Source organism: Polaribacter sp. Hel_I_88 (genome assembly GCF_000687935.1).
GTDB lineage: Bacteria > Bacteroidota > Bacteroidia > Flavobacteriales > Flavobacteriaceae > Polaribacter.
The window spans coordinates 1,198,031-1,221,240 of the sequence record NZ_JHZZ01000001.1 but is presented as its reverse complement, the minus strand read 5'-3'; the positions used below and the strand labels follow the sequence as shown (position 1 = coordinate 1,221,240).

The 23,210-nt window shown below is 29.4% G+C and carries 28 protein-coding genes; 17 read left to right on the top strand and 11 right to left on the bottom strand.

Annotation, left to right across the window (positions count from 1 at the left end; all coding sequences use genetic code 11):
• Window positions 1-51: 51 nt before the first annotated feature.
• On the bottom strand, window positions 52-771 hold the full coding sequence (locus P161_RS0105490) for a polyprenol monophosphomannose synthase (RefSeq protein ID WP_026776042.1): 720 nt from the start codon (window positions 769-771) through the stop codon (window positions 52-54).
• Window positions 772-853: 82 nt separating this feature from the next.
• On the opposite strand from P161_RS0105490, the gene P161_RS0105485 reads away from it, so the two are divergent.
• Together P161_RS0105485 and P161_RS0105480 are read left to right on the top strand one after the other, a co-directional pair.
• The gene (locus P161_RS0105485; protein WP_026776041.1) at window positions 854-1,495 is read left to right on the top strand and encodes a DUF4271 domain-containing protein; all 642 of its coding nucleotides are present in this window, start codon (window positions 854-856) and stop codon (window positions 1,493-1,495) included.
• Window positions 1,496-1,513: 18 nt separating this feature from the next.
• Window positions 1,514-2,260, top strand: a complete 747-nt coding sequence (locus P161_RS0105480; RefSeq protein WP_026776040.1) for a uroporphyrinogen-III synthase — start codon at window positions 1,514-1,516, stop codon at window positions 2,258-2,260.
• Between the two features lie 242 nt (window positions 2,261-2,502).
• Here P161_RS0105480 and P161_RS0105475 read toward each other — a convergent pair whose 3' ends face one another.
• The 3 genes from P161_RS0105475 to P161_RS0105465 form a co-directional block, all read right to left on the bottom strand.
• Window positions 2,503-3,246, bottom strand: a complete 744-nt coding sequence (locus tag P161_RS0105475; protein ID WP_026776039.1) for an energy transducer TonB — start codon at window positions 3,244-3,246, stop codon at window positions 2,503-2,505.
• A gap of 123 nt (window positions 3,247-3,369) precedes the next feature.
• On the bottom strand, window positions 3,370-3,975 hold the full coding sequence (locus P161_RS0105470; RefSeq protein ID WP_026776038.1) for an FAD-dependent oxidoreductase: 606 nt from the start codon (window positions 3,973-3,975) through the stop codon (window positions 3,370-3,372).
• A 1-nt stretch (window position 3,976) separates the two neighbouring features.
• Window positions 3,977-4,561 carry a MarC family protein gene (locus tag P161_RS0105465; RefSeq protein WP_026776037.1) on the bottom strand — a complete coding sequence of 195 codons (585 nt, stop codon included), beginning with the start codon at window positions 4,559-4,561 and terminating at the stop codon, window positions 3,977-3,979.
• Between the two features lie 84 nt (window positions 4,562-4,645).
• Here P161_RS0105465 and P161_RS0105460 point away from each other — a divergent pair, with 84 nt between their 5' ends.
• Window positions 4,646-5,221: a DUF3109 family protein gene (locus P161_RS0105460; RefSeq protein WP_026776036.1), complete on the top strand. Its 576-nt coding sequence runs from the start codon at window positions 4,646-4,648 to the stop codon at window positions 5,219-5,221.
• Window positions 5,222-5,243: 22 nt separating this feature from the next.
• Here the strand turns inward: P161_RS0105460 and P161_RS19475 are convergent, their stop codons facing one another.
• Together P161_RS19475 and P161_RS0105450 are read right to left on the bottom strand one after the other, a co-directional pair.
• Entirely contained in the window at window positions 5,244-5,702 is a 459-nt protein-coding gene (locus P161_RS19475) for a hypothetical protein (RefSeq protein ID WP_155810424.1), read from the bottom strand.
• Between the two features lie 45 nt (window positions 5,703-5,747).
• The gene (locus tag P161_RS0105450; RefSeq protein WP_155810423.1) at window positions 5,748-6,281 is read right to left on the bottom strand and encodes a hypothetical protein; all 534 of its coding nucleotides are present in this window, start codon (window positions 6,279-6,281) and stop codon (window positions 5,748-5,750) included.
• Window positions 6,282-6,324: 43 nt separating this feature from the next.
• Here P161_RS0105450 and P161_RS0105445 point away from each other — a divergent pair, with 43 nt between their 5' ends.
• The 4 genes from P161_RS0105445 (at window position 6,325) to P161_RS19890 (ending at window position 10,014) form a co-directional block, all read left to right on the top strand.
• Window positions 6,325-7,074 (top strand): energy transducer TonB, encoded by a 750-nt coding sequence (locus P161_RS0105445; protein ID WP_026776033.1) that lies wholly within the window; start codon window positions 6,325-6,327, stop codon window positions 7,072-7,074.
• A gap of 93 nt (window positions 7,075-7,167) precedes the next feature.
• Window positions 7,168-7,914, top strand: coding sequence for a deoxyribose-phosphate aldolase (gene deoC / locus P161_RS0105440; protein WP_026776032.1), 747 nt, complete (start codon window positions 7,168-7,170; stop codon window positions 7,912-7,914).
• Window positions 7,915-7,921: 7 nt separating this feature from the next.
• Window positions 7,922-8,500: an acyltransferase gene (locus P161_RS0105435; protein WP_026776031.1), complete on the top strand. Its 579-nt coding sequence runs from the start codon at window positions 7,922-7,924 to the stop codon at window positions 8,498-8,500.
• 158 nt (window positions 8,501-8,658) lie between these two features.
• On the top strand, window positions 8,659-10,014 hold the full coding sequence (locus tag P161_RS19890; RefSeq protein WP_026775629.1) for a transposase: 1,356 nt from the start codon (window positions 8,659-8,661) through the stop codon (window positions 10,012-10,014).
• Between the two features lie 215 nt (window positions 10,015-10,229).
• Here the strand turns inward: P161_RS19890 and P161_RS0105425 are convergent, their stop codons facing one another.
• The 4 genes from P161_RS0105425 to P161_RS0105410 all read right to left on the bottom strand — a co-directional run bounded on the left by P161_RS0105425 (window position 10,230) and on the right by P161_RS0105410 (window position 14,932).
• On the bottom strand, window positions 10,230-11,330 hold the full coding sequence (locus P161_RS0105425; protein WP_026776030.1) for a DUF695 domain-containing protein: 1,101 nt from the start codon (window positions 11,328-11,330) through the stop codon (window positions 10,230-10,232).
• Between the two features lie 49 nt (window positions 11,331-11,379).
• Window positions 11,380-12,420, bottom strand: coding sequence for an aldo/keto reductase (locus tag P161_RS0105420; RefSeq protein WP_026776029.1), 1,041 nt, complete (start codon window positions 12,418-12,420; stop codon window positions 11,380-11,382).
• 399 nt (window positions 12,421-12,819) lie between these two features.
• The gene (gene pgk, locus P161_RS0105415) at window positions 12,820-14,007 is read right to left on the bottom strand and encodes a phosphoglycerate kinase (RefSeq protein WP_026776028.1); all 1,188 of its coding nucleotides are present in this window, start codon (window positions 14,005-14,007) and stop codon (window positions 12,820-12,822) included.
• Window positions 14,008-14,140: 133 nt separating this feature from the next.
• Entirely contained in the window at window positions 14,141-14,932 is a 792-nt protein-coding gene (locus tag P161_RS0105410; protein WP_026776027.1) for a hypothetical protein, read from the bottom strand.
• A gap of 76 nt (window positions 14,933-15,008) precedes the next feature.
• Between P161_RS0105410 and P161_RS0105405 the strand changes: the two genes are divergently transcribed.
• Window positions 15,009-16,151, top strand: a complete 1,143-nt coding sequence (locus P161_RS0105405) for a DNA polymerase III subunit delta' (RefSeq protein WP_026776026.1) — start codon at window positions 15,009-15,011, stop codon at window positions 16,149-16,151.
• Between the two features lie 13 nt (window positions 16,152-16,164).
• Here P161_RS0105405 and P161_RS0105400 read toward each other — a convergent pair whose 3' ends face one another.
• Window positions 16,165-16,749: a riboflavin synthase gene (locus P161_RS0105400; protein ID WP_026776025.1), complete on the bottom strand. Its 585-nt coding sequence runs from the start codon at window positions 16,747-16,749 to the stop codon at window positions 16,165-16,167.
• 58 nt (window positions 16,750-16,807) lie between these two features.
• Here P161_RS0105400 and pdxA point away from each other — a divergent pair, with 58 nt between their 5' ends.
• The 9 genes from pdxA (at window position 16,808) to P161_RS0105355 (ending at window position 23,204) form a co-directional block, all read left to right on the top strand.
• Entirely contained in the window at window positions 16,808-17,848 is a 1,041-nt protein-coding gene (pdxA, locus tag P161_RS0105395; RefSeq protein ID WP_026776024.1) for a 4-hydroxythreonine-4-phosphate dehydrogenase PdxA, read from the top strand.
• A 77-nt stretch (window positions 17,849-17,925) separates the two neighbouring features.
• Entirely contained in the window at window positions 17,926-18,462 is a 537-nt protein-coding gene (locus tag P161_RS0105390) for a DUF177 domain-containing protein (RefSeq protein ID WP_026776023.1), read from the top strand.
• 1 nt (window position 18,463) lies between these two features.
• The gene (rpmF, locus tag P161_RS0105385) at window positions 18,464-18,664 is read left to right on the top strand and encodes a 50S ribosomal protein L32 (RefSeq protein WP_026776022.1); all 201 of its coding nucleotides are present in this window, start codon (window positions 18,464-18,466) and stop codon (window positions 18,662-18,664) included.
• Between the two features lie 157 nt (window positions 18,665-18,821).
• Window positions 18,822-19,817, top strand: coding sequence for a beta-ketoacyl-ACP synthase III (locus tag P161_RS0105380; RefSeq protein ID WP_026776021.1), 996 nt, complete (start codon window positions 18,822-18,824; stop codon window positions 19,815-19,817).
• A gap of 28 nt (window positions 19,818-19,845) precedes the next feature.
• Window positions 19,846-20,322 carry an acetyl-CoA carboxylase biotin carboxyl carrier protein gene (gene accB / locus P161_RS0105375; RefSeq protein WP_026776020.1) on the top strand — a complete coding sequence of 159 codons (477 nt, stop codon included), beginning with the start codon at window positions 19,846-19,848 and terminating at the stop codon, window positions 20,320-20,322.
• Window positions 20,323-20,404: 82 nt separating this feature from the next.
• Window positions 20,405-21,745, top strand: a complete 1,341-nt coding sequence (gene accC / locus P161_RS0105370; RefSeq protein WP_026776019.1) for an acetyl-CoA carboxylase biotin carboxylase subunit — start codon at window positions 20,405-20,407, stop codon at window positions 21,743-21,745.
• Between the two features lie 90 nt (window positions 21,746-21,835).
• Complete coding sequence (locus P161_RS0105365; protein ID WP_026776018.1) at window positions 21,836-22,285, top strand: Lrp/AsnC ligand binding domain-containing protein; 450 nt, start codon at window positions 21,836-21,838, stop codon at window positions 22,283-22,285.
• 119 nt (window positions 22,286-22,404) lie between these two features.
• A complete protein-coding gene (locus P161_RS0105360) occupies window positions 22,405-22,827 on the top strand; it encodes a response regulator (protein WP_026776017.1) in 423 nt (140 codons plus the stop codon).
• A 62-nt stretch (window positions 22,828-22,889) separates the two neighbouring features.
• Window positions 22,890-23,204, top strand: a complete 315-nt coding sequence (locus tag P161_RS0105355) for an Hpt domain-containing protein (RefSeq protein ID WP_026776016.1) — start codon at window positions 22,890-22,892, stop codon at window positions 23,202-23,204.
• Window positions 23,205-23,210 lie beyond the last annotated feature (6 nt).

Sequence of the window (23,210 nt, the reverse complement as noted above, 5' to 3'; positions counted from 1 at the left end):
TTATTTAGTTGAAATAACATTTATATGTTTTTTCAAACAAACAATTACACATTATTTTAATCCTTTTAATCGCATTCTAATAACACCAAAAAGAGCTTCAGAAACAATATTTCCACTCATTTTAGAAGCCCCTAAATCTCTATCTGTAAAAATTACAGAAACTTCTTTAATGGTAAATTTATGTTTCCAAGCTTTGAATTTCATTTCAATTTGAAATGCGTAGCCAATAAATTTTATTTTATCTAAATTTATAGTTTCTAAAACATTACGTTTCCAGCAAACAAAACCAGCAGTGGTATCAAACACAGGTATTCTAGTTATAAAACGCACATATTTAGAGGCAAAATAAGATAGCAACAAACGTTTCATATCCCAATTCACAACATTTACTTGATTATTTACGTATCTAGAACCTACAGAGACATCTCCACCGTTTTTATGACAAGCATTATATAAACGAATTAAATCTTTTGGATTATGAGAAAAATCGGCGTCCATTTCAATGATGTACTCATAACTTTTTGCCAAAGCCCATTTAAAACCATGAATGTAAGCTGTTCCTAAACCGTTTTTACCTTTTCTTTTCTCTATAAAAAGTTTTGATGGAAATTCTGACATTAGTTTTTCTACAATTGCAGCAGTGCCATCAGGAGAATTATCATCAATTACTAAAATATGGAATACTTTTTTTTGATTGAAAGTAGCTCTTATGATAGCTTCAATATTTTCTTTTTCGTTATAAGTGGGAATAATAACTAAAGCGTCTGACATAAATTAATTTTCAGTAGTAAGAAAACAAATATACATTATTTAATGACTAATTTTGCGGGTATCATTTATAATTGAAAATTAATTGCAAGCAGTAGAAAAAATATCTTTGGCAAATAATTGGGTAACAGGAATTTTTTTGTTCTTGTTTTTGAGTATTGTTTTGCTAAAATTATTAGATTCAAAAAGATTAAAGGAAAGTTTTTTTACATTTTTTAATTTGAGCTTTTTAGAAGATGAAGATGCTGAGCCAAACAATTTTTTTGATCCTTTTCAAATTGTCATTTTCTTATTTTCTATAGTAACTTTATCGCTATTAATTCATAAAGCTATTGTTTTTAAAGCTGTTAATTTTGAAAATAGTTTTGCTACATTTTTACAAGTATTTATAGCTTTATTCATTTATTTCTTATCAAAAAGAATATTGGAGTATTTGTTGTCGTTATTATTTTTGATCAAAAAGGGAATTCATTTTTTTATACTTTCAAAATATAATTACTTTTATAGTTTGTCATTTTTAACATATATCGCTTTAATATTAAACGAATATGCAGCTATTAATGAAGTCTATATATTCTATTTTACCGGCTTTCTATTTATAACAAGATATATCTTTTTTATGATAAGAAATAAAAAGCTGATTTTTAATAAGTTGTTTTATTTTATTTTGTACATTTGCGCCTTCGAAATAGCACCGCTATTTGTGCTCTCTAAATTGATGTTTTAAATACAAAATTAACAGTCTATGAAAGTGAAAACGATATTGGTTTCTCAACCAGCACCAAAGACAGAAACATCTCCTTATTTTGATCTGTCTGATAAGCAAAAAGTAAAAATTGATTTTAGGTCTTTTATACACGTAGAAGGTATTTCTGTAAAAGAAGTTAGAGCAGAAAAGATAGATCTAAAAAACTTTACAGCTATTATTCTTACAAGTAGAAATGCAGTAGATCATTTTTTCAGAATTGCTGAAGAAATGCGTTTTAAAGTGCCAGATTCTATGAAATATTTTTGCCAATCGGAAGCTGTTGCTTATTATTTACAAAAATACGTAGTGTACAGAAAGCGTAAAATTTACGTTGGTAACAGAACTTTTACTGAATTAACAAAATTAATTAAAAAGCATAAGACTGAAAAGTTTTTATTGCCTTCTTCTGATAAGTTAAAGCCTTTGATTCCAGAAGAATTAGATAAATTAGGCGTTTCTTGGAAAAGAGTAGATTTGTACAGAACAGTAATTAGTGATTTGTCTGATTTAGAAAATGTGTTTTATGATGTTTTGGTTTTCTTTAGTCCTTCTGGGATTGAGTCATTATTCCAAAATTTTCCTAATTTTAAACAAAATGAAACAAGAATTGCTGCTTTTGGTAATTCTACTGTTAATGCTGTAACAGAAGCTGGTTTAAAGTGTGATATTATAGCACCCTCTAAAGAAACACCGTCTATGACTATGGCTTTAGATAAATATATAAAAGAAGCTAATAAAAAGTAGTTTAAACTGAGTATAAATTATCTGACGTCTTAAAATAGCGTTACAATATTAATAAATTAAAGGTAGTGATTTTTTATCACTGCCTTTTTTTTACGATTTCTTTTGATTTTGTTTTGCTTGTGCATTTTATTAGGAGTTAGCATATTGTAAGTTGAATCCATATTATAATGTTTGGTGTAACACTATTTCAAAACGAGACATGTGTTGATATAAAAAAAACCAGCTTAAAAAGCTGGATTTTTTTATTTAATTACCTCAAAAGTAACTGGGATACTGTAACTTACGCCAACAGGAATTCCTCTTTGTTTACCAGGTGTTAATTTGGGTAATAAACTAAGAACTCTTGCAACTTCTTTTTCAAGAGTAGGATGAGGTCCTCTAGCTTTAATATCGCTAACATTTCCTTTATTATTAATAGTAAAAACTACAAAAAGCCTTTTTTTTCCTGCACTTAAACCTAATTCAGTAGCTAAATCTACATTAAATCGTTCACCAAAAAATGCCATAACTTCTGCATTAAAACATTTCTTTAACTGTTCTTTATTTCCTTTACATCCTGGGTAAACAGGTGGGTTTTCAATTAAAACAAAAGGGATGTCTTCAACTATTATTTCACCTTCTTTTACTTCAATAATATCATCAGTAGTAACTTCTGCATTGGTTACCATTTCATTTTCATTGGTTTCAGTAGATTCTAAAATTGTTTCAGGAATAACAATATCATCTTGAACAATCTCTATTTTTTCTATTGATGGAGGAGGAGGTGCACTTGTTTGAGTTGGTTCTATTTTTTGTAATTTAATAATAGGAATATCTTCCGTTATTTCTTCTGTCATAACAAACTCGTCTAAAACATTATAAACTTTTTCGTATGTTTTATATTCTATCAAAAGGTCTACAGTAAATAAAGTAAAAACTAAACCTATTAAGAAAAAAACTTTACTAAAATTCTCTAAACTGACTTTTGGGTTTTTTTTGATTTCCATTTTAAAACGTATAAATGTCTAAATAAATAATACTGTAAATTAAAATTGTAACTTAAAAGAAGCTCCAAACTTTAATTTCACAATAAAATTAAATAGATTAAATGTTTTAAAAAATGATTTTAATCATATGCGATCATGCACTTTGGTGTGCATATTGTTATTCCAAACCGTTAAAATGTCTGTTGCAACAGAAGCTCCACTACCAGCAGCAATTGCAAACTGACTTCTAAAACCGGCAATGGTTCCACAACAATACAATCCTTTTTTAATTAGATGATCATCATTTTTAAGCTGAATTCTATCTTTTTCTGGATTTGATTTTTTATGAGGAATTATATACGTTTCCAAACCTTTTATGGTAAATGGTTTTGAGTAATTTAAAGCAAGCACTATAGTTTTAGATTGATATATATTCTTGTTTGTTATCACTTTAAAAAAACCTTCAATTTCATCAATAGCAATTACTTTTTCTTTTTCTATTTGATGAATTTCAGGATATAAAGTTGATAATTGCTCTTTTCCTTGCTTTAAAATATCTTTACCTAATGTTTTTGGAGCTAAACCTAAAACGTTATTAAACAAAGCATTTTCTAAGTGAGAAGCTCTTTGATGAGTAATAATCCCAATGTTTTTATCCATTGCAAAAGGTTTCTTTTTAGCAGAACCTAAAACTAATGCACATTGCATTCCAGAAACCCCACCACCAATAATTAAACAATCAAAAATCATTTTAAACAAATAACATTTTTATATTTTGAGCAAATAGTTTTACAGATATTGCTAATAGAATTACACCAAAAACTTTACGAATTATCTGAATTCCTCCTGCTCCTAACAATCGCTCTATTTTCGAGGAAGTTTTTAATACAATGTATAAAAATATAACATTTAAAACTACAGCAACAATAATGTTTTGTAAATCAAATTCAGCTCTTAAAGATAGTAAAGTTGTTAAACTTCCTGGACCAGCAATTAAAGGAAAAGCCAGTGGAAAAACAGCTGCTGTTATTGGTGCATTGCTATTATCGTCTTTATATAAAGTAATACCTAAAACCATTTCTAAAGCAATAAAAAACAATACAAATGCACCTGCAACTGCAAAGGAATTTACATCTATCCCAATTAAGCCAAGTAAACTTTGCCCAACAAATAAGAAAAGTACCATAATAAAACCTGCTATTAAAGATGCTTTTTCAGATTGAATATGGCCTACTTTTTTACGTAAATCTATAATGATTGGAATATTTCCTATAATATCGATTACTGCAAATAAAACCATAAAAGCCGTAATTATTTCTTTAAAATTGAATTCCATTTTGTTTTTAAATTTTGTACAAAATTAGGCAACTAATTTAACGAAACCGGAAAAAACAGAAAAAAATAATGTTATTTTTGCGAAATGTTTCAATTAGGAAAAACAATAGTCTCTGAAGACATTATAGAAAAAGATTTTGTGTGCAATTTATCTGCTTGCAAAGGTGCTTGTTGTGTAGATGGTGAAGCTGGTGCTCCATTAGATAAAGAAGAAGCCAAAATTTTAGAAGAAATTTATCCGAAAGTAAAACCTTTTTTGAGAAAAGAAGGGATTGCTGTAATTGAAAAAGAAGGAACTTGGATTACGAGTGAATGGGGTGAACTAGAAACTCCTTTAATTAATAATGCAGATTGTGCTTACGTAATTTTCGACGAGAAAAAAACAGCACTTTGTGGTATTGAAGAAGCCTATAATTCTGGTGCAATTAATTGGAAAAAACCAGTTTCTTGCCATTTATACCCAGTTAGAGTAAAAGATTACAGCGAATTTTCTGCAGTAAATTATCATAAATGGGAAATTTGTGATGACGCTTGTACTCTTGGAAAAGAATTACAAGTGCCTGTTTATAAGTTTGTAAAACAAGCTTTGGTTCGTAAATTTGGGCAAAATTGGTATAACGAATTAGAAAAAGTTGCAGAAAAACATTTAAAAACGCTTTAAATCAATTTTTTATCGGCAAAACCTAAACTCCTATTTCATCAATAAATTGACCTTTAATAAGTGCTTCTTTTTCAAGTTGCTCCTTATGATATTTTAAATTATCAGAAAAAAGTAAGTAACACAGAGAAAGTGTTACTCCAGTAATAATAACTTCGCTTAAAATTTTACGTAAACTTACACCTATATTAATCATTGCAAGCATAAAAATTGCAATTGATAAAGCTAGGAAGAAATCTCCAACTCTTAGAATCTTATAAAAAAATGAGTTAATTTTTAGATACACTCCAAATTTCTGAATATTAAAAAGCAAGCTAAAAACCGAGAAAAAGCAAATAATTGCATTAAATAGTAAGAATAATTCTGAATTATATGTTGGTATGTTTAAACCATAATTATAATATTCTCTATATAATATTTGAAAGGTAATTAGCAAAAGGAAAAATAAGATGATACAGAAAAAGACTCTCTTAACTACTTTCATAACACAAGTATAGTCAATAATTATTTAGTGTTTTTATTAAAAAAATCACTGTCCAATTTCATCTATAAAATCTTTATTTTGAATATTTTCTTGTTTTTTATGAAATATAATATTGTCAAAAAAGAGTAAAATACTGCAAAAGAATATCACTATAAGTACACTAAAAGTAATGATTTGACGCTTTAGTTCTAAAGTTGTTCTATCTGCACTTTCAATCAAAAAATACAACCCAACAAGCGAAAGTATAAAGATTGATATGGAGAAAATTATATCCCCAATTCTTAAAATCTTATAAAAAGAAGATTTTAAAATCAGCTGTTTTTGAAGTTTGTTGATATTAAAAAGCAAACTAACCACAGAGAATAGGGTTAAAAAAATGGGAATTAAGAGTGTTGGGTCGTCTTCAATTTTGTTATCGAATTTAAAATAGTTAAATATTTGTAATAAAATATAGCACCCAAAGGCAAGAAAGGTAATCAATAATAAACAAAATACGATTCTCTTAAATTTTTGCATCCGGTAAAAATAAAGCAAATTAGGATTCTCAAAAATAGAAAACTGCAATTTATTTTTTGGCACGCTCTTTGTTTTAACATAGTCTTAACATAAAAAACTCTTTATCATGAAAAACATCAAAAAAAACCCTAAAAAGCAATTAGAGAAATTCTCAAACATCTTTACACAATTAGGGCTTGTATTAGTGCTGTTTATCGTTTACATAACTTTAGAACATGAAACCGAAGAAAAATCATTATCTAGAGAAACTGAAGTATTTACATCAAATATTTATGTAGATCCAACTACAGAAGTTGTTTTTAAAAAAGAAGTTATTCAGCAACCAAAAGTTGAAACACCACCAAAAACAGTTTTATTATTAGATGAAGAGATTAAGGTTGATGAAAAAAACTTAGAAGAAACTGTACTTTTAACCCCTGAAGAAAAACCTGTAGAAGTAGATTTAGATATAACAACACTTATAACAGCTGATGACCCAGAAGAAAATACAACTCCAGATACAGTACCTTTTGTTATGATAGAAAATGCACCTGTTTTTAAAGGCTGTGAAGGTTTAAGTAAAGCAGAAAATAAAAAATGTTTTGATGAAAAAATGGCAAAGTTTGTACAACGTAATTTTGATATTGGTATTGCAAACGAAGTTGGTTTAAGAGCTGGTAAATACAGAATTAGCACTCAGTTTATTATTGATGATCAAGGGAATGTTGTAGATATTCAAATTAGAGCTCCACATGCTAAACTTGAAAAAGAAACCCAAGAACTTATAGAAAAATTACCAAAATTTACACCAGGAAAACAGCGTAATAAATCAGTAAAAGTTAGATATACGTTGCCAATTACGTTTAGAGTAGATTAAGTTTTTTTAAAGATATATGAATTTCCCCCGAAATTTAAACAGAAACCCAACATAAAAAGTTGGGTTTTTTATTTATTTTGTATTTTTGAGTTTATGAAAGTGAATCAATTTTTAGACGCAACGTATTTAAAAACAGCAAGTCAAGCCAATATTTCTGAAGCAGAAAATGAGCAGAAAGTAATTGATTTGGTAAAAGAGTCAATTGTGTTTGATTATAAATTAATTATGATTCGTGCAAACTATGTAAAGATGGTTAAAGGCATGCTCTCTAAAGTCAATTCACCAGTTTTAATAGGCACTGTCATCGATTTTCATGAAGGAGCTTCATCAATAAAAAACAAAATAGAAGAAGCTAAAAAAGCAATTGAACTAAATGTAGACGAACTCGATTTTGTAGTTAATTATAATGCATTTAAAGCTGGTAATATAAGTTTGATAAAAGAGGAAGTTTTAGAATGTACAAAACTCTGTTTAGCAAATAATAAGGTTGTAAAATTTATAATCGAAGTAGCTGCGTTATCAAATGAAGAAATTATTGTAATTTCACAGTTGATAAAAGAGGTTGTTTTAAATAATTTTGATGATCAAGCTGCTCAAAAAGTATTTGTAAAATCGTCTACAGGATTTTTTAAAACTTCTGATAATAAACCAAATGGAGCAACTTTTGAAACGATAAAATTAATTTCAGAAAATGCAAAGCCACTTCAAATAAAAGCTGCTGGAGGTGTTAGAGATTATGGTACAGCTTTAAAAATGATTTCTTTAGGAGTTGATAGAATTGGCACATCATCAGCTAAAGAAATTTGTTTGAAACAAGAAAATAACAAGAACGATTATTAATATTTATATGGATTATTTTGCACACGAAACAGCAGTTATAGATGATAATTGCCAAATAGGAAAAGGAACAAAAATTTGGCATTTTAGCCATATTATGTCAAAAAGTAAAATTGGTGAAAATTGCAATTTAGGTCAAAATGTAGTTGTTTCGCCAAGTGTAGTTTTAGGGAACAACGTAAAAGTACAAAATAATGTATCTATTTATGCAGGTGTTACTTGTGAGGATGATGTTTTCTTAGGACCTTCTATGGTTTTTACAAATGTTAGAAATCCAAGAAGTGCCATTGTAAGAAAAAATAAATATTTAAAAACGATTGTAAAAAAAGGAGCTTCCATTGGTGCAAACGCAACCATTATTTGTGGTAATAATATTGGCGAATTCGCTTTTATTGGTGCAGGTTCTGTTGTTACAAAACCAGTTTTACCTTATGCTTTAATTGTAGGAAATCCTGCACAACAAATTGGTTGGGTTAGCGAATATGGGCATACTTTAAATTTTGACGAAGATGGCTTTGGTACTTGTAAAGAAAGTAAAGAGGTATATGGTTTAAAAGATGGGACTGTTTTTAAGTTTAAGAGTCAGTAGTTATTAAATAATCTTTCAAAATATTTAAGAGATTTAACTAGGCACTTTCAGAATTAAATAAACACTTGTTTATCAGTTAAATAAGTTGTATTTTAGATAAACCAAACCCCGTAAATAGGCAAAAAGCCTAAAAAACGGGGTTTTTCTTTTTTACAAATATGAAAATACGAAGAATTTCTGACTTCCAGTACTCTTTTTCTTTTTTATCCTCTACAGAGGAATTAGAAAAATTCAAAGCACGTTTTTTAATGTCTGATTTAGGTAAAATTTACAGTGCAATTCCTTGGAAAAATTTAGTCAAATCATTTAAAATTACAGAAGCTATCAAAGGACCAGACTGTATTTTTAGCCCTCAAGGAAAATTAGGTTTAATGTTTTTAAAACATTATGCTTGTTGTTCTGATAAGCGTTTGATTGAGCAGTTGAATTCCAATTATAATTATCAGTTTTTTTGTGGTATTTATTTAGGATTTGATACCCTTGAAAACTATAAAATAGTGAGTCAAATACGTTGCGAATTAGCTGCTGATTTAAACATTAGTTCAACAGAAAAAATACTATTTAATTATTGGAGTAAATATATTGATGAACAAGAAAAAGCAACAACAGATGCCACTTGTTATGAGAGTGAAGTTCGCTATCCAACAGATCAAAAACTATTGAAAGAATCTGTTGACTGGTGCTATAAACAAATGAAGATAATTTGTAAATCTTTATGTGTAAAACTTCCTAGAACCAAATACTTGAAATGGTCAAAAAGATATGTTGGTTATAGTAAAATGCGAAGAAAAACAACAAAGAAAAGAACCTCCATAACAAGAGCTTTTTTAAAACTATTACGCAAATTATTAGCGGAGATTAAAACTCTTGAAAAACAACATTATTTTACAATGCCAAATCGTTTTTATAAAACACTAAATACAGTAAAAAAAATATTCTCACAACAGTATTTACTGTTTGAGAAAGGAGAAAAACCAAAGAATAGAATCGTAAGCATAAGCAAAGATTACTTACGTCCAATAGTGAGAGGAAAAGAGATAAAAAAAGTAGAATTTGGGGCAAAAGTAAACAAACTTCAAATTGATGGAATTAACTTTATACAGAAAATAAGTTTTGATAACTTTAATGAAGGGACACAATTTAAAAATACAGTTTATAAGGCACAAGGATTAACCAATAGGAAAATTAAAATACTTGGTGCAGATGCTATTTATGCAACGAATAAGAACAGAGTTTTTGCAACTTCAAACCATATACAAACAGACTTCAAACCTAAAGGAAGACCTTCAAAGCATCATAAAGAGCAAAAAAAGCTCAAAAAAATGATTACCAAAGAAAGAGCTTCTAGATTAGAGGGGGGTTTTGGTAAAGAAAAGGAACATTATCATCTAAAAAAGATAAAAGCGAAAACCAAACCAACAGAAATACTTTGGATATTCTTTGGTATTCATACTGCAAATTGCCTTGAAATTGGCAGAAGAATGCAAAATCAAATTTTACAAAAAGTAGCCTAAATTTTTAAAATAAAAATTAAAAACACAGGATAACTATGCAATAAGGTTACTGCGAAACATAAAAAAGGTATATAAATTAAAAAAGTGATAGAAAATTATAATTTTCTATCACTTTTTTAAAATAATTTTCAAAAAATTAAACTACTTCTGAAAGTGCCTAACTAAAAAAATAGAGCTATTTTTTGTGTTTCCTATTTAAGAAAATGCAACAAATTTTAATGCAAAAATCTTTCGAAAGAGCTCCAATATTTATCTTTATAAATGTTGTAGTTAACTTCTAGATTTTTAGAATGTTTAGATATAATTGCATCTGCAATTTTACATGGTTTTCTAAAATCTTTACAAGCAAAATAAATCTCCCTAACATTTTCTGCAGTTTCTCTGCCAATGTTTAAATAACCTTCAAAATCTTTTAATTCTAAATTGATTTCTTTTTCTATAGATTCTAAAAAGTTGTAAGTTTCCTCATCTGGAAATCCATTATTATTTTCTCCATTAAATTGTATTTCAAATATCAAAATCCATGGATGAGAGGCTTTTGAATCCCAATTTAAAAGATCTGTATTTAAAACTGCAACCATTTTATTACCACTTTTTAAAGTTGCTTCCAAGCCTGAATAACTATCATTTTCAGTGTTTTTTCTGATTCCTTCGTATTTTTCTACAAATTCTTTTTCTCGCCAAATAATATAACTCTTTAATTTTTCTATCGGTATTAATTCTTTTTCGGCTTCACTTTTATTCTTAAACTCTATATTATCAATAATTGTTATTGATTTTAATTCTCCTAAATAATGATCTAAAAACAAATAACAACCATTTATAATATCAGCTTTATTTTCTTCATTATAATCTTCGTGAATTAAAGTAATATCGATTTCATCAGGATACTCTTTTAAATCATTAGCATAAAAAAAGATGTTTTCACTAGTAAAAGAAAAACCAGCCATATTAATGCCCACATTTTCTATTTCGTGTTCTGGTTTTAGTGCTCTAAATTTCCAATTATTTAGTTTTGGAGCATGAGAAATTAATTCTTCAATTACATAAAAATTCTGAATTTCTCCATCAGCAGTTAAAATTAAATCAGCTGTATTATCATTTAACATTCCTGTTAAATACCAAATACCTTCCTTTAATTCGTTTAATTTTGGTGCAATTTTATCAAAGAATTGAGTAGTAATTTTACCTTCATCTCCTTTATTGACAATTTTATAAAACTCCTTTTCATGCACTAAAAACCAATCCCAAAAATCTTGATAAGACTTAATAGGTGCATCTTTTTCTTTGTTAAATAAATTTTTTAAAAAACTCATAGCAATATTTTAACAGCATCAATTTTCCCCTTTGGGGAATTAAAGGGGCTTATGGAGCAGGATTCGGAATTTCCTTATGCACCTCTTCAATTTCTTGTAAAATTTCATCAGATAAATCAACCTTAATAGAATTGATATTCTCTTTTAACTGACTCAATTTTGTTGCGCCAATAATATTACTTGTTACAAATGGCAATTGATTTACAAAGGCTAATGATAATTCCGATAACGTTAAGTTGTGTTTTTTAGCAATTTCTTGGTATTTAATAACAGCTCTTTCAGAACTTTCGTTTTTATAACGTGCAATAAATCTTGGGAATAATGTTCCTCTTGCACCTTCAGGTAAATTGCCATCTAAATATTTGCCAGACAACACACCTTGAGCTAAAGGAGAGTAAGCCAATAAGCCAATATTTTCTCTCATAGAAACTTCGCTCATTCCCACTTCATAACCTCTATGAATCATAGAATATGAATTTTGAACGGTTACAGGTCTAGGTAAATTATATTGTTCTGAAGCTTGCAAATATTTCATAGTTCCCCAAGGAGTTTCGTTCGATAAACCAACGTGATTTATTTTTCCTTGTTTAATTAACTCTTGCAAACCTTCTAAAATCTCTAAATAATTTTCAACTTCGTCATTGGCAGTTTTTAAAGGAAATTCACGCACACCAAAACAATTTACACCTCTATTTGGCCAATGCAATTGGTATAAATCTATATAATCTGTTTGCAAACGTTGTAAACTTTTATCAATAGCATCAAAAATATTTTCTTTGCTTAAACCACCATTTCTAATATGAGCAGTATAATCTCCACCACCAGCAATTTTACTTGCTAAAACAACCTTTTCTCTGTTGCCAGTTTTTTTAAACCAAGTTCCAATAATACGTTCTGTTCCTCCATAAGTTTCAGGGTTTGCAGGTACAGGGTATAACTCTGCAGCATCAAAAAAGTTTACACCATTCTCAAGTGCATAATCCATTTGTTCATGTCCTTCAGCTTCTGTATTTTGATTTCCCCAAGTCATGGTTCCTAAACAAATTTTAGAAACTTTTACGTCCGTATTTGGTAATGTTGTGTATTTCATTTTTTTTGATGTGTAATTGTTGGATTGTTTAATCGTGTAATCGATGATAAACTTTTAGCTAAATTAAAAACTTAATTTTTAGCAAAAGAATAAATGATTGTTTTTAACAGATAATTTACTTTTTGGATTTGTAATGTTTTTTTTAGCCACGAATTCACGAATTGTTTATTCTGATGAAAAATAATTTTCATGAATTTAAGAATTCCTTTGGAATTAAAAATATATCAAAAAATGAAAACTTTTTATTTGTGAATTCGTGGCAAATTTAATGGCAGTATAAAAATCACTCAAAACAAAAAAACGTGCAATTATTAAAAATTACACGCTAATTATTATATAAAACAAACTTGCTAATTTCACAAGAGTGTTTCTTCCCTTTGGGAATATTAAGATGGGCTTTTACTTCAAAATCGCTTCAATTCCTGGTAACGTTTTTCCTTCTAACATTTCTAACATGGCTCCACCACCAGTAGAAACGTAGCTTACTTTATCAGCAAAACCAAATTGTTTTACAGCAGCAACAGAATCTCCACCACCAACTAAAGAAAATGCTCCGTTTTTTGTTGCATTATCAATAGAATGACCTAAAGCAATGGTTCCTTTTGCAAACGATTCCATTTCAAAAACACCTAAAGGGCCATTCCATAGAATAGTTTTGGCTTGGTTTACAATTCCGTCAAAAATTTCTTGCGATTTTGGACCAGCATCAACACCTTCCCAACCATCAGGAATTGCATTAATATCGCAAACTTTAGTATTTGCATCGTTGCTAAAATTATCAGCAGCAATTACATCAACAGGAATATGAATTTGAACACCTTTGTCTTTAGCTTGTTGTAAAATTTCTAAAGCCAAGCCCATTTTATCATCTTCACAAATTGAGTTTCCAATTTTTCCACCTTGTGCTTTTACGAAGGTAAAACTCATTCCACCACCAATAATTAAATGATCTACTTTGTCTAAAATATTTTCAATCACAGTAATTTTAGACGATACTTTTGCACCACCTAAAATCGCTAAAACTGGTTTTTCAGAATTGTTTAAAACCTTATCAATACTTTCAATTTCTTGTGCTAATAAATTACCAAAACATTTTTTATCCTCAAAAAACTGGGCAATAATTGTTGTTGATGCATGTGCTCTGTGAGCAGTTCCAAAAGCATCATTTACGTAAATATCACCTAATTTAGATAGTTGTTCAGCAAAGGCAACATCACCTTTTGTTTCTTCGTCATAAAAACGTAAGTTTTCTAACAATAAAATTTCTCCATCTTCTAAATCAGCAACCGCTTTTTCTGCTTTTTCGCCAACACAATCATCTACAAATTTTACGTTGCAACCAATAATATCAATAATTTTAGGTACAATATGTTTTAAAGAAAATTCTTCTTGCTTTCCTTTTGGTCTTCCTAAATGGCTCATTAAAACACAACTTCCACCATCTTCTAAAACTTTGATAATAGTTGGTTTTGCAGCTTCAATTCTGGTTGCATCTGTAACTTCAAATTTATCGTTTAAAGGCACATTAAAGTCCACACGAATAATGGCTTTTTTATTTTTAAAATTAAAATCGTTTAGTGTTTTCATATCGGTTGTATTTTCAACAAAAATACTTTTTTATTTATCGTTAAAGAAATTGAAAATTGAAAAGTTAAGTTAACGTTTGCGTAAATAAATTTCTATGAAACAAGGTGTTCGCAGAAATTACCAAGCAAAAATATTATTTCTTTTGCATCATTCTTTTAACAGGATTTGTATCTCGATTTTTAAAAGCGTGCACAGTACTGTTGATAATTAAAATTGAAGCAGTTGTAAAAGCAGTATATGCAATCAGTACATTATCATTATTATTAGCAATTCCAATAGCAATTAAAGCCCAAGCACCCACCATTGCAAATTCTCTCATATTTCTTTTCCAAGTGATGATGATGTTGATGGCAGTTGCAATTACAATCATAATTAACGTCCAAATTTCAGGAGAAATTCCAAAACCATTCCAGTCAATTTTCACTAAATAAGAAGATACGTTTGCAATACTTGCAACAGTAACCCAGCCACTATACATTACAAAGGGCCACCATAGAAATAGAATTACAGAAAAAGGAGCGTCCCAAAGTTCCATCCTGTTTTTCCAAACAATTTTTAATAAAGAAAATAATAATAGAAAGATAAAAATGCACGAAAGCCCTGTGTATTCGTAAATCCAACTGAAAATCCAAGCACAATTAAAAACACACGAGATTATAAACCAAGGACCAGTTTCTAGTACAAAATCATCATTTCTTACCCTTACAAACAAGCTTCTACCTTGGTAAATAGCAAAACCCAATAATAGTAAATAAATCAGTCCCCAAATTGCAAAAGCGTAGCCAGCAGGTGTAAAAAGTGAGTTTAAATCTTTTGAAATTTCGCCAATAGTTGTGTTGTTTAAAAGTCTAGTATTTGAAAGGTAATTTATAAAAACGACCGAAACAAAAGCAATTCCATTTCCTATTTGTAGTATTTTTTTCATGATTTTGTTTTGATAAAATTTATATAAAAGTAACAAAAATTTAGAAGAAGAACTTTCTAAAACTTTATATTTGTGCATGCTTTTCAACCAAATAATAGGTCAAGAACATATTAAGAAACATCTACAAACATCTGCTGAAAATGGCAGAATTCCTCATGCACAATTATTTGTGGGTAAAGAGGGTTGTGGAACTCTGCCAATGGCAATTGCGTATGCACAATATTTGTTGTGTAATTTTTCTGATGATGCAGATGCTTGTAACATAAAATGTAACAAATTACAACATCCAGATTTGCATTTTGCGTTTCCTGTAACTACAAACGATTCTGTAAAAAAACATGCAGTAAGTGATTTGTTTTTAGAAGATTGGCGCGAGTTTTTAAACTCACAATCTTATGGAAGTTTGTTTAATTGGTTGCAACACATTGGTGTAGAAAATAAGCAAGGTTTAATTGGTGTTGATGAAGCTGAAGCTGTTGTAAAAAAGCTAAAACTAAAAAGTTACGAAGGTGGTTTTAAAGTGATGATTATTTGGATGGCAGAAAAAATGAACATTGCTGCAGCCAATAAACTATTAAAACTGATTGAAGAGCCACCAGAAAAAACGGTTTTTTTACTGATTACAGAAAATGAAGAGCAGATTATTGGAACGATAAGATCTAGATGTCAAGCCTTACATTTTCCTAAATTATCCGAAGAAGATATTGCAAGTGCTTTGCAGGTTAATCATCAAGTTTCAGAAAACGATGCGAACAAAATTGCACATCAATCTGAAGGAAATTACAACAAAGCTTTGCATCTTTTACAAAACGATTCGTCAGACCTAGTTTTTGAAGAATGGTTTGTTGCTTGGATAAGAACTGCTTTTAAAGCCAAAGGAAATGCAGCTGTAATTCAACAATTAATTTCATGGTCAGAAACGATTGCAAAAACTGGAAGAGAAACCCAAAAACAATTTTTAGAATATTGCTTACAATTTTTTAGACAGGCACTTTTATTAAATTATAAGTCTGATCAGTTGGTGTTTATGGAATCGAAATCTGGTTTTGATTTGTCTAAATTTGCGCCTTTTGTACATTCAGGAAATATTTTAGATATCGAAAAAGAAATTGGTGAAGCCATGTATCATATAGAAAGAAATGGAAATGCAAAAATTATCTTGTTAGATTTATCAATGAAATTGACGAGGTTTTTGCATAAGAAAGAAGAGAAGGTTTAGTTTTTAAACTGAATTAAAAATTCGTTAATCTAGCCACATATTTTCCAATCACATCAAACTCTAAATTCACAACATCATTTACCTGTAAATTTTTAAAAGTGGTGTTTTCCCAAGTATAAGGTATAATAGCAACCGAAAATTCGTCTTTTTTGGAGTTCACAACAGTTAAACTAATTCCATTTATAGTAATTGAACCTTTTTCTATAGTAATGTTATTTTTATCGGAATTGTAGCTAAAAGTACATACAGTACTTCCATTTTCGTCTTTTAGGCTTTTGCAAATACCAGTTTCATCAACATGACCTTGCACAATATGTCCATCCAATCGATCACCCAATTTCATGGCACGTTCAAGATTTACAATATCAGCAGTTTTTAATTTACCAATATTGGTTTTATCTAACGTCTCTTTTATGGCAGTAACTGTATATTCGTCATTATTAATGTTTACAACTGTTAAACAAACACCATTATGAGCTACACTTTGGTCTATTTTAAGTTCATTAGTAATGCTACTTTTAATTGTTAAATGAACATTTTCTTGTTCTTTTACAACATTTGTTACTGTGCCAAGTGTTTCTATAATTCCTGTAAACATATCGTTAAAATTGGTTACTTTTGTACTTTACAAAAATAAGCATATTACAAGGTTTACTATGGATAAAACTGATAAAATAATCGTTGGAATTTCAATTGGCGATTTAAATGGAATTGGTATTGAAGTAATTTTGAAAACATTTGAAGACAAACGAATGTTAGAATTTTGCACGCCAGTTTTATTTGGCGCAACAAAAACAATTTCTTATCATAAAAAAGTTTTAGGGATAGAAACTCCTGTGCATGGAATTACATCCATTAATCAAGTAACACACTCTAAAATAAATATTTTAAATATTTGGAAAGAAGAAGTTGCTATTGAATTAGGCACAGCAACTAAAATATCTGGAGAATATGCAGCAAAATCTTTAGCTTCTGGAGTAGAACATCTAAAAAATAATACGATTGATGTTTTAATAACAGCACCAATCAACAAAGAAAATATACAGTCTGAAACTTTTAATTTTCCTGGACATACAGAATATTTAGAAGCAAATTTAGAAGGGAAGAGTTTAATGATTTTAATGACCAGCGAATTACGCATTGGTTTAATAACAGGTCATATTCCAATTGCTAAAGTTGCAGAATCTATAACTCCAGAATTGATTAAAAGCAAAGTAGAAACCATGTACAATTCGTTAAAACAAGATTTTGGAATAAATAAACCCAAAATTGCAGTTTTATCTTTAAATCCACATTGTGGAGATAAAGGTGTTATTGGTAAAGAAGATGATGATATTATAGTGCCAACAATCGCAGAAATTGCAGCAACAGGTAAATTAGTTTTTGGCCCTTATGCAGCAGATGGTTTTTTCGGTTCAGAAACCTATAAACAATTTGATGGAGTTTTAGCAACCTATCATGATCAAGGTTTAGCGCCATTTAAAGCCTTATCTTTTGGAAAAGGAGTTAACTTTACAGCGGGTTTAAGTCATATAAGAACCTCTCCAGATCATGGAACAGGATATGATATTGCAGGTAAAAATTTAGCGAACCCATCTTCGTTTATAGAAGCGTTATTTAGTGCTATAGAAATTTTTAAAAAGCGAAAAGAATATAAAGAATTAACAGGAAACCCTTTGTTAGTAAGGTATAGTTAAAAATTATTCTTTTTTAATATAAAATATTGCAGAAATACATTTTTTTGTATCTTTGCACGCTCAATTGATGTTTGATTATGAAAGGCTTGAAAGAATTCAGCATACAGTTTGTAGGATTAAAAGAAGGTAAACACGAGTTTAAGTACTCAATTGATAATAAGTTCTTTGAAGCTTTTAATTTTGATGAATATGTAAGTTCATCTATAGAAGTTTCTTTAAATTTTGTAAAAAAAAGCACATTGTTTGAGCTGGTTTTTATTGCAGAGGGTTCTGTTGAAGTTCCTTGTGATGTAACAAATGAGTTATATGATCAAGAAATAGATTCAGAATTACCATTAGTTGTAAAGTTTGGGCCAGAATTTAATGATGATAATGAGGAGATTTTAATATTGCCTCATGAAGCTTATGAGTTTAATGTGGCTCAATTTATTTACGAAATGATTGTTTTAGCAGTTCCTAATAAAAGAGTGCATCCAAAAGTTTTAGATGGCACCATGGAATCTGAAGCATTAAAAAAGTTAAAAGAGCTAGAGATAAAAAAAGTAAAAACTGTAGAAATTACAGACCCAAGATGGGATAAATTAAAGAATTTAATAACAGAAAAAAAGACATAAAATGGCACATCCTAAAAGAAAAATATCCAAAACAAGAAGAGATAAAAGGAGAACACATTATAAGGCATCTTATCAACAGATTGCTAAAGATCCAACAACGGGTGAGGCTCACTTATATCACAGAGCTCATTGGCATGAAGGAAAACTATATTATAGAGGACAAGTTGTTTTAGAATCAGCATCTGCATCTGCAGAAGCTTAAAAAAACGCTTTTCAAAATTCTACGAAAACCCTCAATTTTGAGGGTTTTTTTACGTTTTATAGTCAAAAACGAATACTTTTGGTGAAATTTACCTTAAAAGGTGAATTATTTTTCACTACTTTTGAATCTTCTAAACTTTAGAAACTAAACTTTAATTATGACAAAAATCACTGCAGCAATTTCAGCAGTAGGAAAATATGTTCCTGATTACATTCTAACAAATAAAGAGTTAGAAACCTATGTAGAAACTAATGATGAATGGATTACTTCTAGAACAGGTATTAAAGAAAGAAGAATTCTTAAAGGAGAAGGGTTAGGTACTTCTTATATGGCAATAAAAGCAGCAGAAGATTTATTGCAAAAATCAAAAGGAAATGCAGCAGAAATAGATTTGGTAATTGTTGCAACTGCAACACCAGATTTGCCAGTAGCTTCTACAGCTGCATATGTGGCTTCAAAAATTGGTGCTGTAAATGCTTTTTCTTACGATTTGCAAGCTGCATGTTCTAGCTTTTTATATGGAATGTCTACAGCTGCTAGTTATATAGAATCTGGTCGATATAAAAAAATATTGTTAATTGGTGCAGATAAAATGTCATCAATTATAGATTATAAAGACAGAGCAACTTGTATTATTTTTGGTGATGGAGCAGGAGCTGCTTTATTTGAACCTAATCACGAAGGATTAGGTTTACAAGATGAGTATATGAGAAGTGATGGAATTGGTAGAGATTTTTTACGAATTGAAGCAGGTGGTTCTATTTTGCCTCCATCCTTAGAAACCGTAAAAGATAAAAAGCATTTTGTTTACCAAGAAGGAAAAACAGTGTTTAAATACGCAGTTTCTAATATGGCAGATGTATCAGAAAAAATGTTGACTAGAAATAACCTTACAGAAGAAGATATTCAGTGGTTAGTACCACATCAAGCTAATAAAAGAATCATAGAAGCAACAGCAAAAAGAGTAGGCGTTGGTTCTGAAAAAGTAATGATGAACATCCATAGATATGGAAATACAACATCTGCAACATTACCACTTTTATTGGCAGATTATGAAGTACAATTAAAAAAAGGAGATAATTTAATTTTTGCCGCTTTTGGTGGTGGTTTCACATGGGGAGCTATTTACCTAAAATGGGCTTATAATTCTTAAAAAACTAATTAACTAAATAGTAGGAAATATGGATATTAAAGAAATTCAAAATCTTATAAAATTTGTAGCAAAATCTGGCGCAAGCGAGGTAAAACTAGAAATGGAAGATATAAAGATTACAATTAAAACAGGTTCTGAGAAAACAGAAACTACAATAGTGCAAGCTGCACCAATGGCTACTGCACCTCAGGCTGCTGCTCCAGCACCACAAGCTGCTGCACCACAAGCTGCTGCTCCTGTAAAAGTAGAAAGTGATGATTCTAAATACATTACTGTAAAATCTCCGATTATTGGAACTTTTTACAGAAAACCATCTCCAGATAAACCTAGTTTTGTTGAGGTAGGATCAGATATTAATGTAGGTGATACAGTTTGTGTTATTGAAGCAATGAAATTATTTAATGAAATTGAATCTGAAGTATCAGGTAAAATTGTTAAGGTTTTAGTAGATGATTCTTCTCCAGTAGAATTTGACCAACCTTTATTTTTGGTTGATCCATCATAATAAATATAGTTTAGTTTTTGGAGTTTAGATAGTAGATTTTCTAACTCATAACTCATAACTCATAATTCAAAACTCATATACTATGTTTAAAAAAATATTAATTGCCAACAGAGGTGAAATTGCATTACGTGTAATAAGAACCTGTAAGGAAATGGGTATAAAAACGGTAGCAGTATATTCTACTGCAGATGCAGAAAGTTTACACGTTCGTTTTGCAGATGAAGCTGTTTGTATTGGGCCACCTTCTAGTGCAGAGTCTTACCTAAAAATGTCTAATATTATATCTGCTGCAGAAATTACAAATGCAGATGCCATTCATCCTGGTTATGGATTTTTATCAGAAAACGCTAAATTTTCTAATTTATGTGAAGAACATAACATTAAATTTATTGGTGCAACTGGTGCAATGATTGATCAAATGGGAGATAAAGCAAATGCTAAGTCTACGATGATTAGAGCAGGAGTGCCTTGTGTACCAGGTTCTGAAGGAGTTATTAAAGACTTTGAAGAATGCAAAAAATTAGCTGTAGAAACAGGATATCCTGTAATGTTAAAAGCTTCTGCAGGTGGTGGAGGTAAAGGAATGCGTGCTGTTTGGAAAGCGGAAAATTTAAAAGATGCTTGGGATTCTGCTAGACAGGAATCTAAAGCCGCTTTTGGAAATAACGATATGTATATGGAAAAGCTTATTGAAGAGCCAAGACATATCGAAATTCAAATTGTAGGGGATTCTTATGGAAAAGCTTGCCATTTATCTGAAAGAGATTGTTCTGTACAAAGACGTCATCAAAAGTTAACAGAAGAAACACCTTCTCCTTTCATGACAGATGAATTGAGAGAAAAAATGGGAGATGCAGCTGTAAAAGCTGCAGAATTTATTAAATATGAAGGTGCAGGAACAGTAGAATTTTTGGTTGATAAACACAGAAACTTCTACTTTATGGAGATGAATACTCGTATTCAAGTAGAACACCCAATTACTGAAGAAGTTGTAAATTACGATTTAATTCGTGAGCAAATTTTAGTTGCTGCTGGTGTGCCAATTTCTGGTAAAAATTACTATCCAAAATTACATTCAATTGAATGTAGAATAAATGCAGAAGATCCTCATAATAATTTTAGACCAGCTCCTGGAAGAATAACAGTATTACACACGCCTGGAGGTCATGGAGTTAGAATGGATACACATGTATATGCAGGTTATATGATTCCACCAAATTACGATTCTATGATTGCTAAATTAATTGTTACTGCTCAAACAAGAGAAGAAGCAATTAATAAAATGAAAAGAGCATTAGATGAGTTTGTTATTGAAGGCGTAAAAACCACAATTCCTTTTCATAGACAGTTAATGGATCATCCAGATTATGTTTCTGGAAACTATACTACAAAGTTTATGGAAGATTTTAAAATGGAAGTATAAAGCTTAAAAATCATTATAAATTACTATTTAAAAAAGAGAATACATTTTTGTATTCTCTTTTTTTTATCTTTATAGTTAAACTTTTGAACTATGAAAATTGATGGTATTGATAAAATTATTATAAAAATGTTGGTAAAAGACGCAAGAACGCCTGTATTAAGTATTGCCAGAGAAGTTGGTATTTCTGGAGCAGCCATTCATCAACGTTTAAGGAAATTAGAAAAATCGGCATTGATTGATGGGTATAGAATGACGATTAATCCAAAATCTTTAGGCTATAATACAACAGCTTTTGTGGGTGTTTTTTTAGATTCTTCAAGTTTTTACTCATCAGCAATAAAAAGATTAAAAGAAATTCCAGAAGTGGTAGAAAGTCACTATACAACTGGTAATTACGCTATTTTTGTTAAAATATTATGCAAGAATAATGAAGATTTAATGCATCTTTTAAATAAGAATATTCAGAATATAAAAGGTGTATCAAGAACAGAAACATTTATTTCTTTAGATCAACAAATTGATAGGCAGATAAGTATTTAGCAAAAAACAACTTACCTATTATATAGAACCACTTAAGGATGTTTGCTAACTACTTATCAAATAAGTAGTTGATAGTTGTTGTATTTATTTCATTTTTGTCAATAATTAAAAATCCTTAAATGAGATCCCTATCTATCCTTTTAGTAGATGATGATAAAATTGAAAGATTAAAATTTAAAAAAGTTTGTCAAGAAGTTAGTTTTAAAAGTAACATTTTTGAAGCAAAAGATGGTGAAACAGCTTTGGCATTATTAGATAACTGTACAACTCCTTTTGATTTAATTATTTCAGATTTAAACATGCCCAGAATGAATGGCTTTGAGTTTTTAGCTACTTTAAAAAAGAACTCTAAATTTAAAAACATACCAATTGTAATTATGTCTACATCGCAAAATAAAGTTGATTTAGATAAATGTTATGAATTCGCAATCTCTGGTTATTTTACAAAACCTTTACAATTTTCTGAGTATAGTAAAAGTGTTATTTTTTTACTAGAATATTGGAATAAGGCAAGTTTATCTGTAAGAACAAATGCATCGTAAAGCTTTATGCTGTGCATTTTAATTTTTATGTAACTTTGCTGTTCAGTTTTTAAAATTATTTAATGGAACTACCCAACCTGTCTGTTATAAAAGAAATTTCGGGAAACGATATTGAATTTGAAAATAGTATAGTAGAGATTATCAAATTAGAATTTCCTGAAGAGGTAAACCTATTTAAGACTAATTTTGAGGGAAAAAACTATCTTGAAGCGTCCAATAACGTCCATAAAATTAAACATAAAATAAGTTTGTTAGGTTTAAAAAAAGGTTTGGAAACTGCATCACAATTTGAAATAGAGTTAAAACAAGGAAATTTAAAATTGCATCATAATTTTTTAGAAATTTTAGATAAAATTCATGTATATTTATACGAATAAAAATTA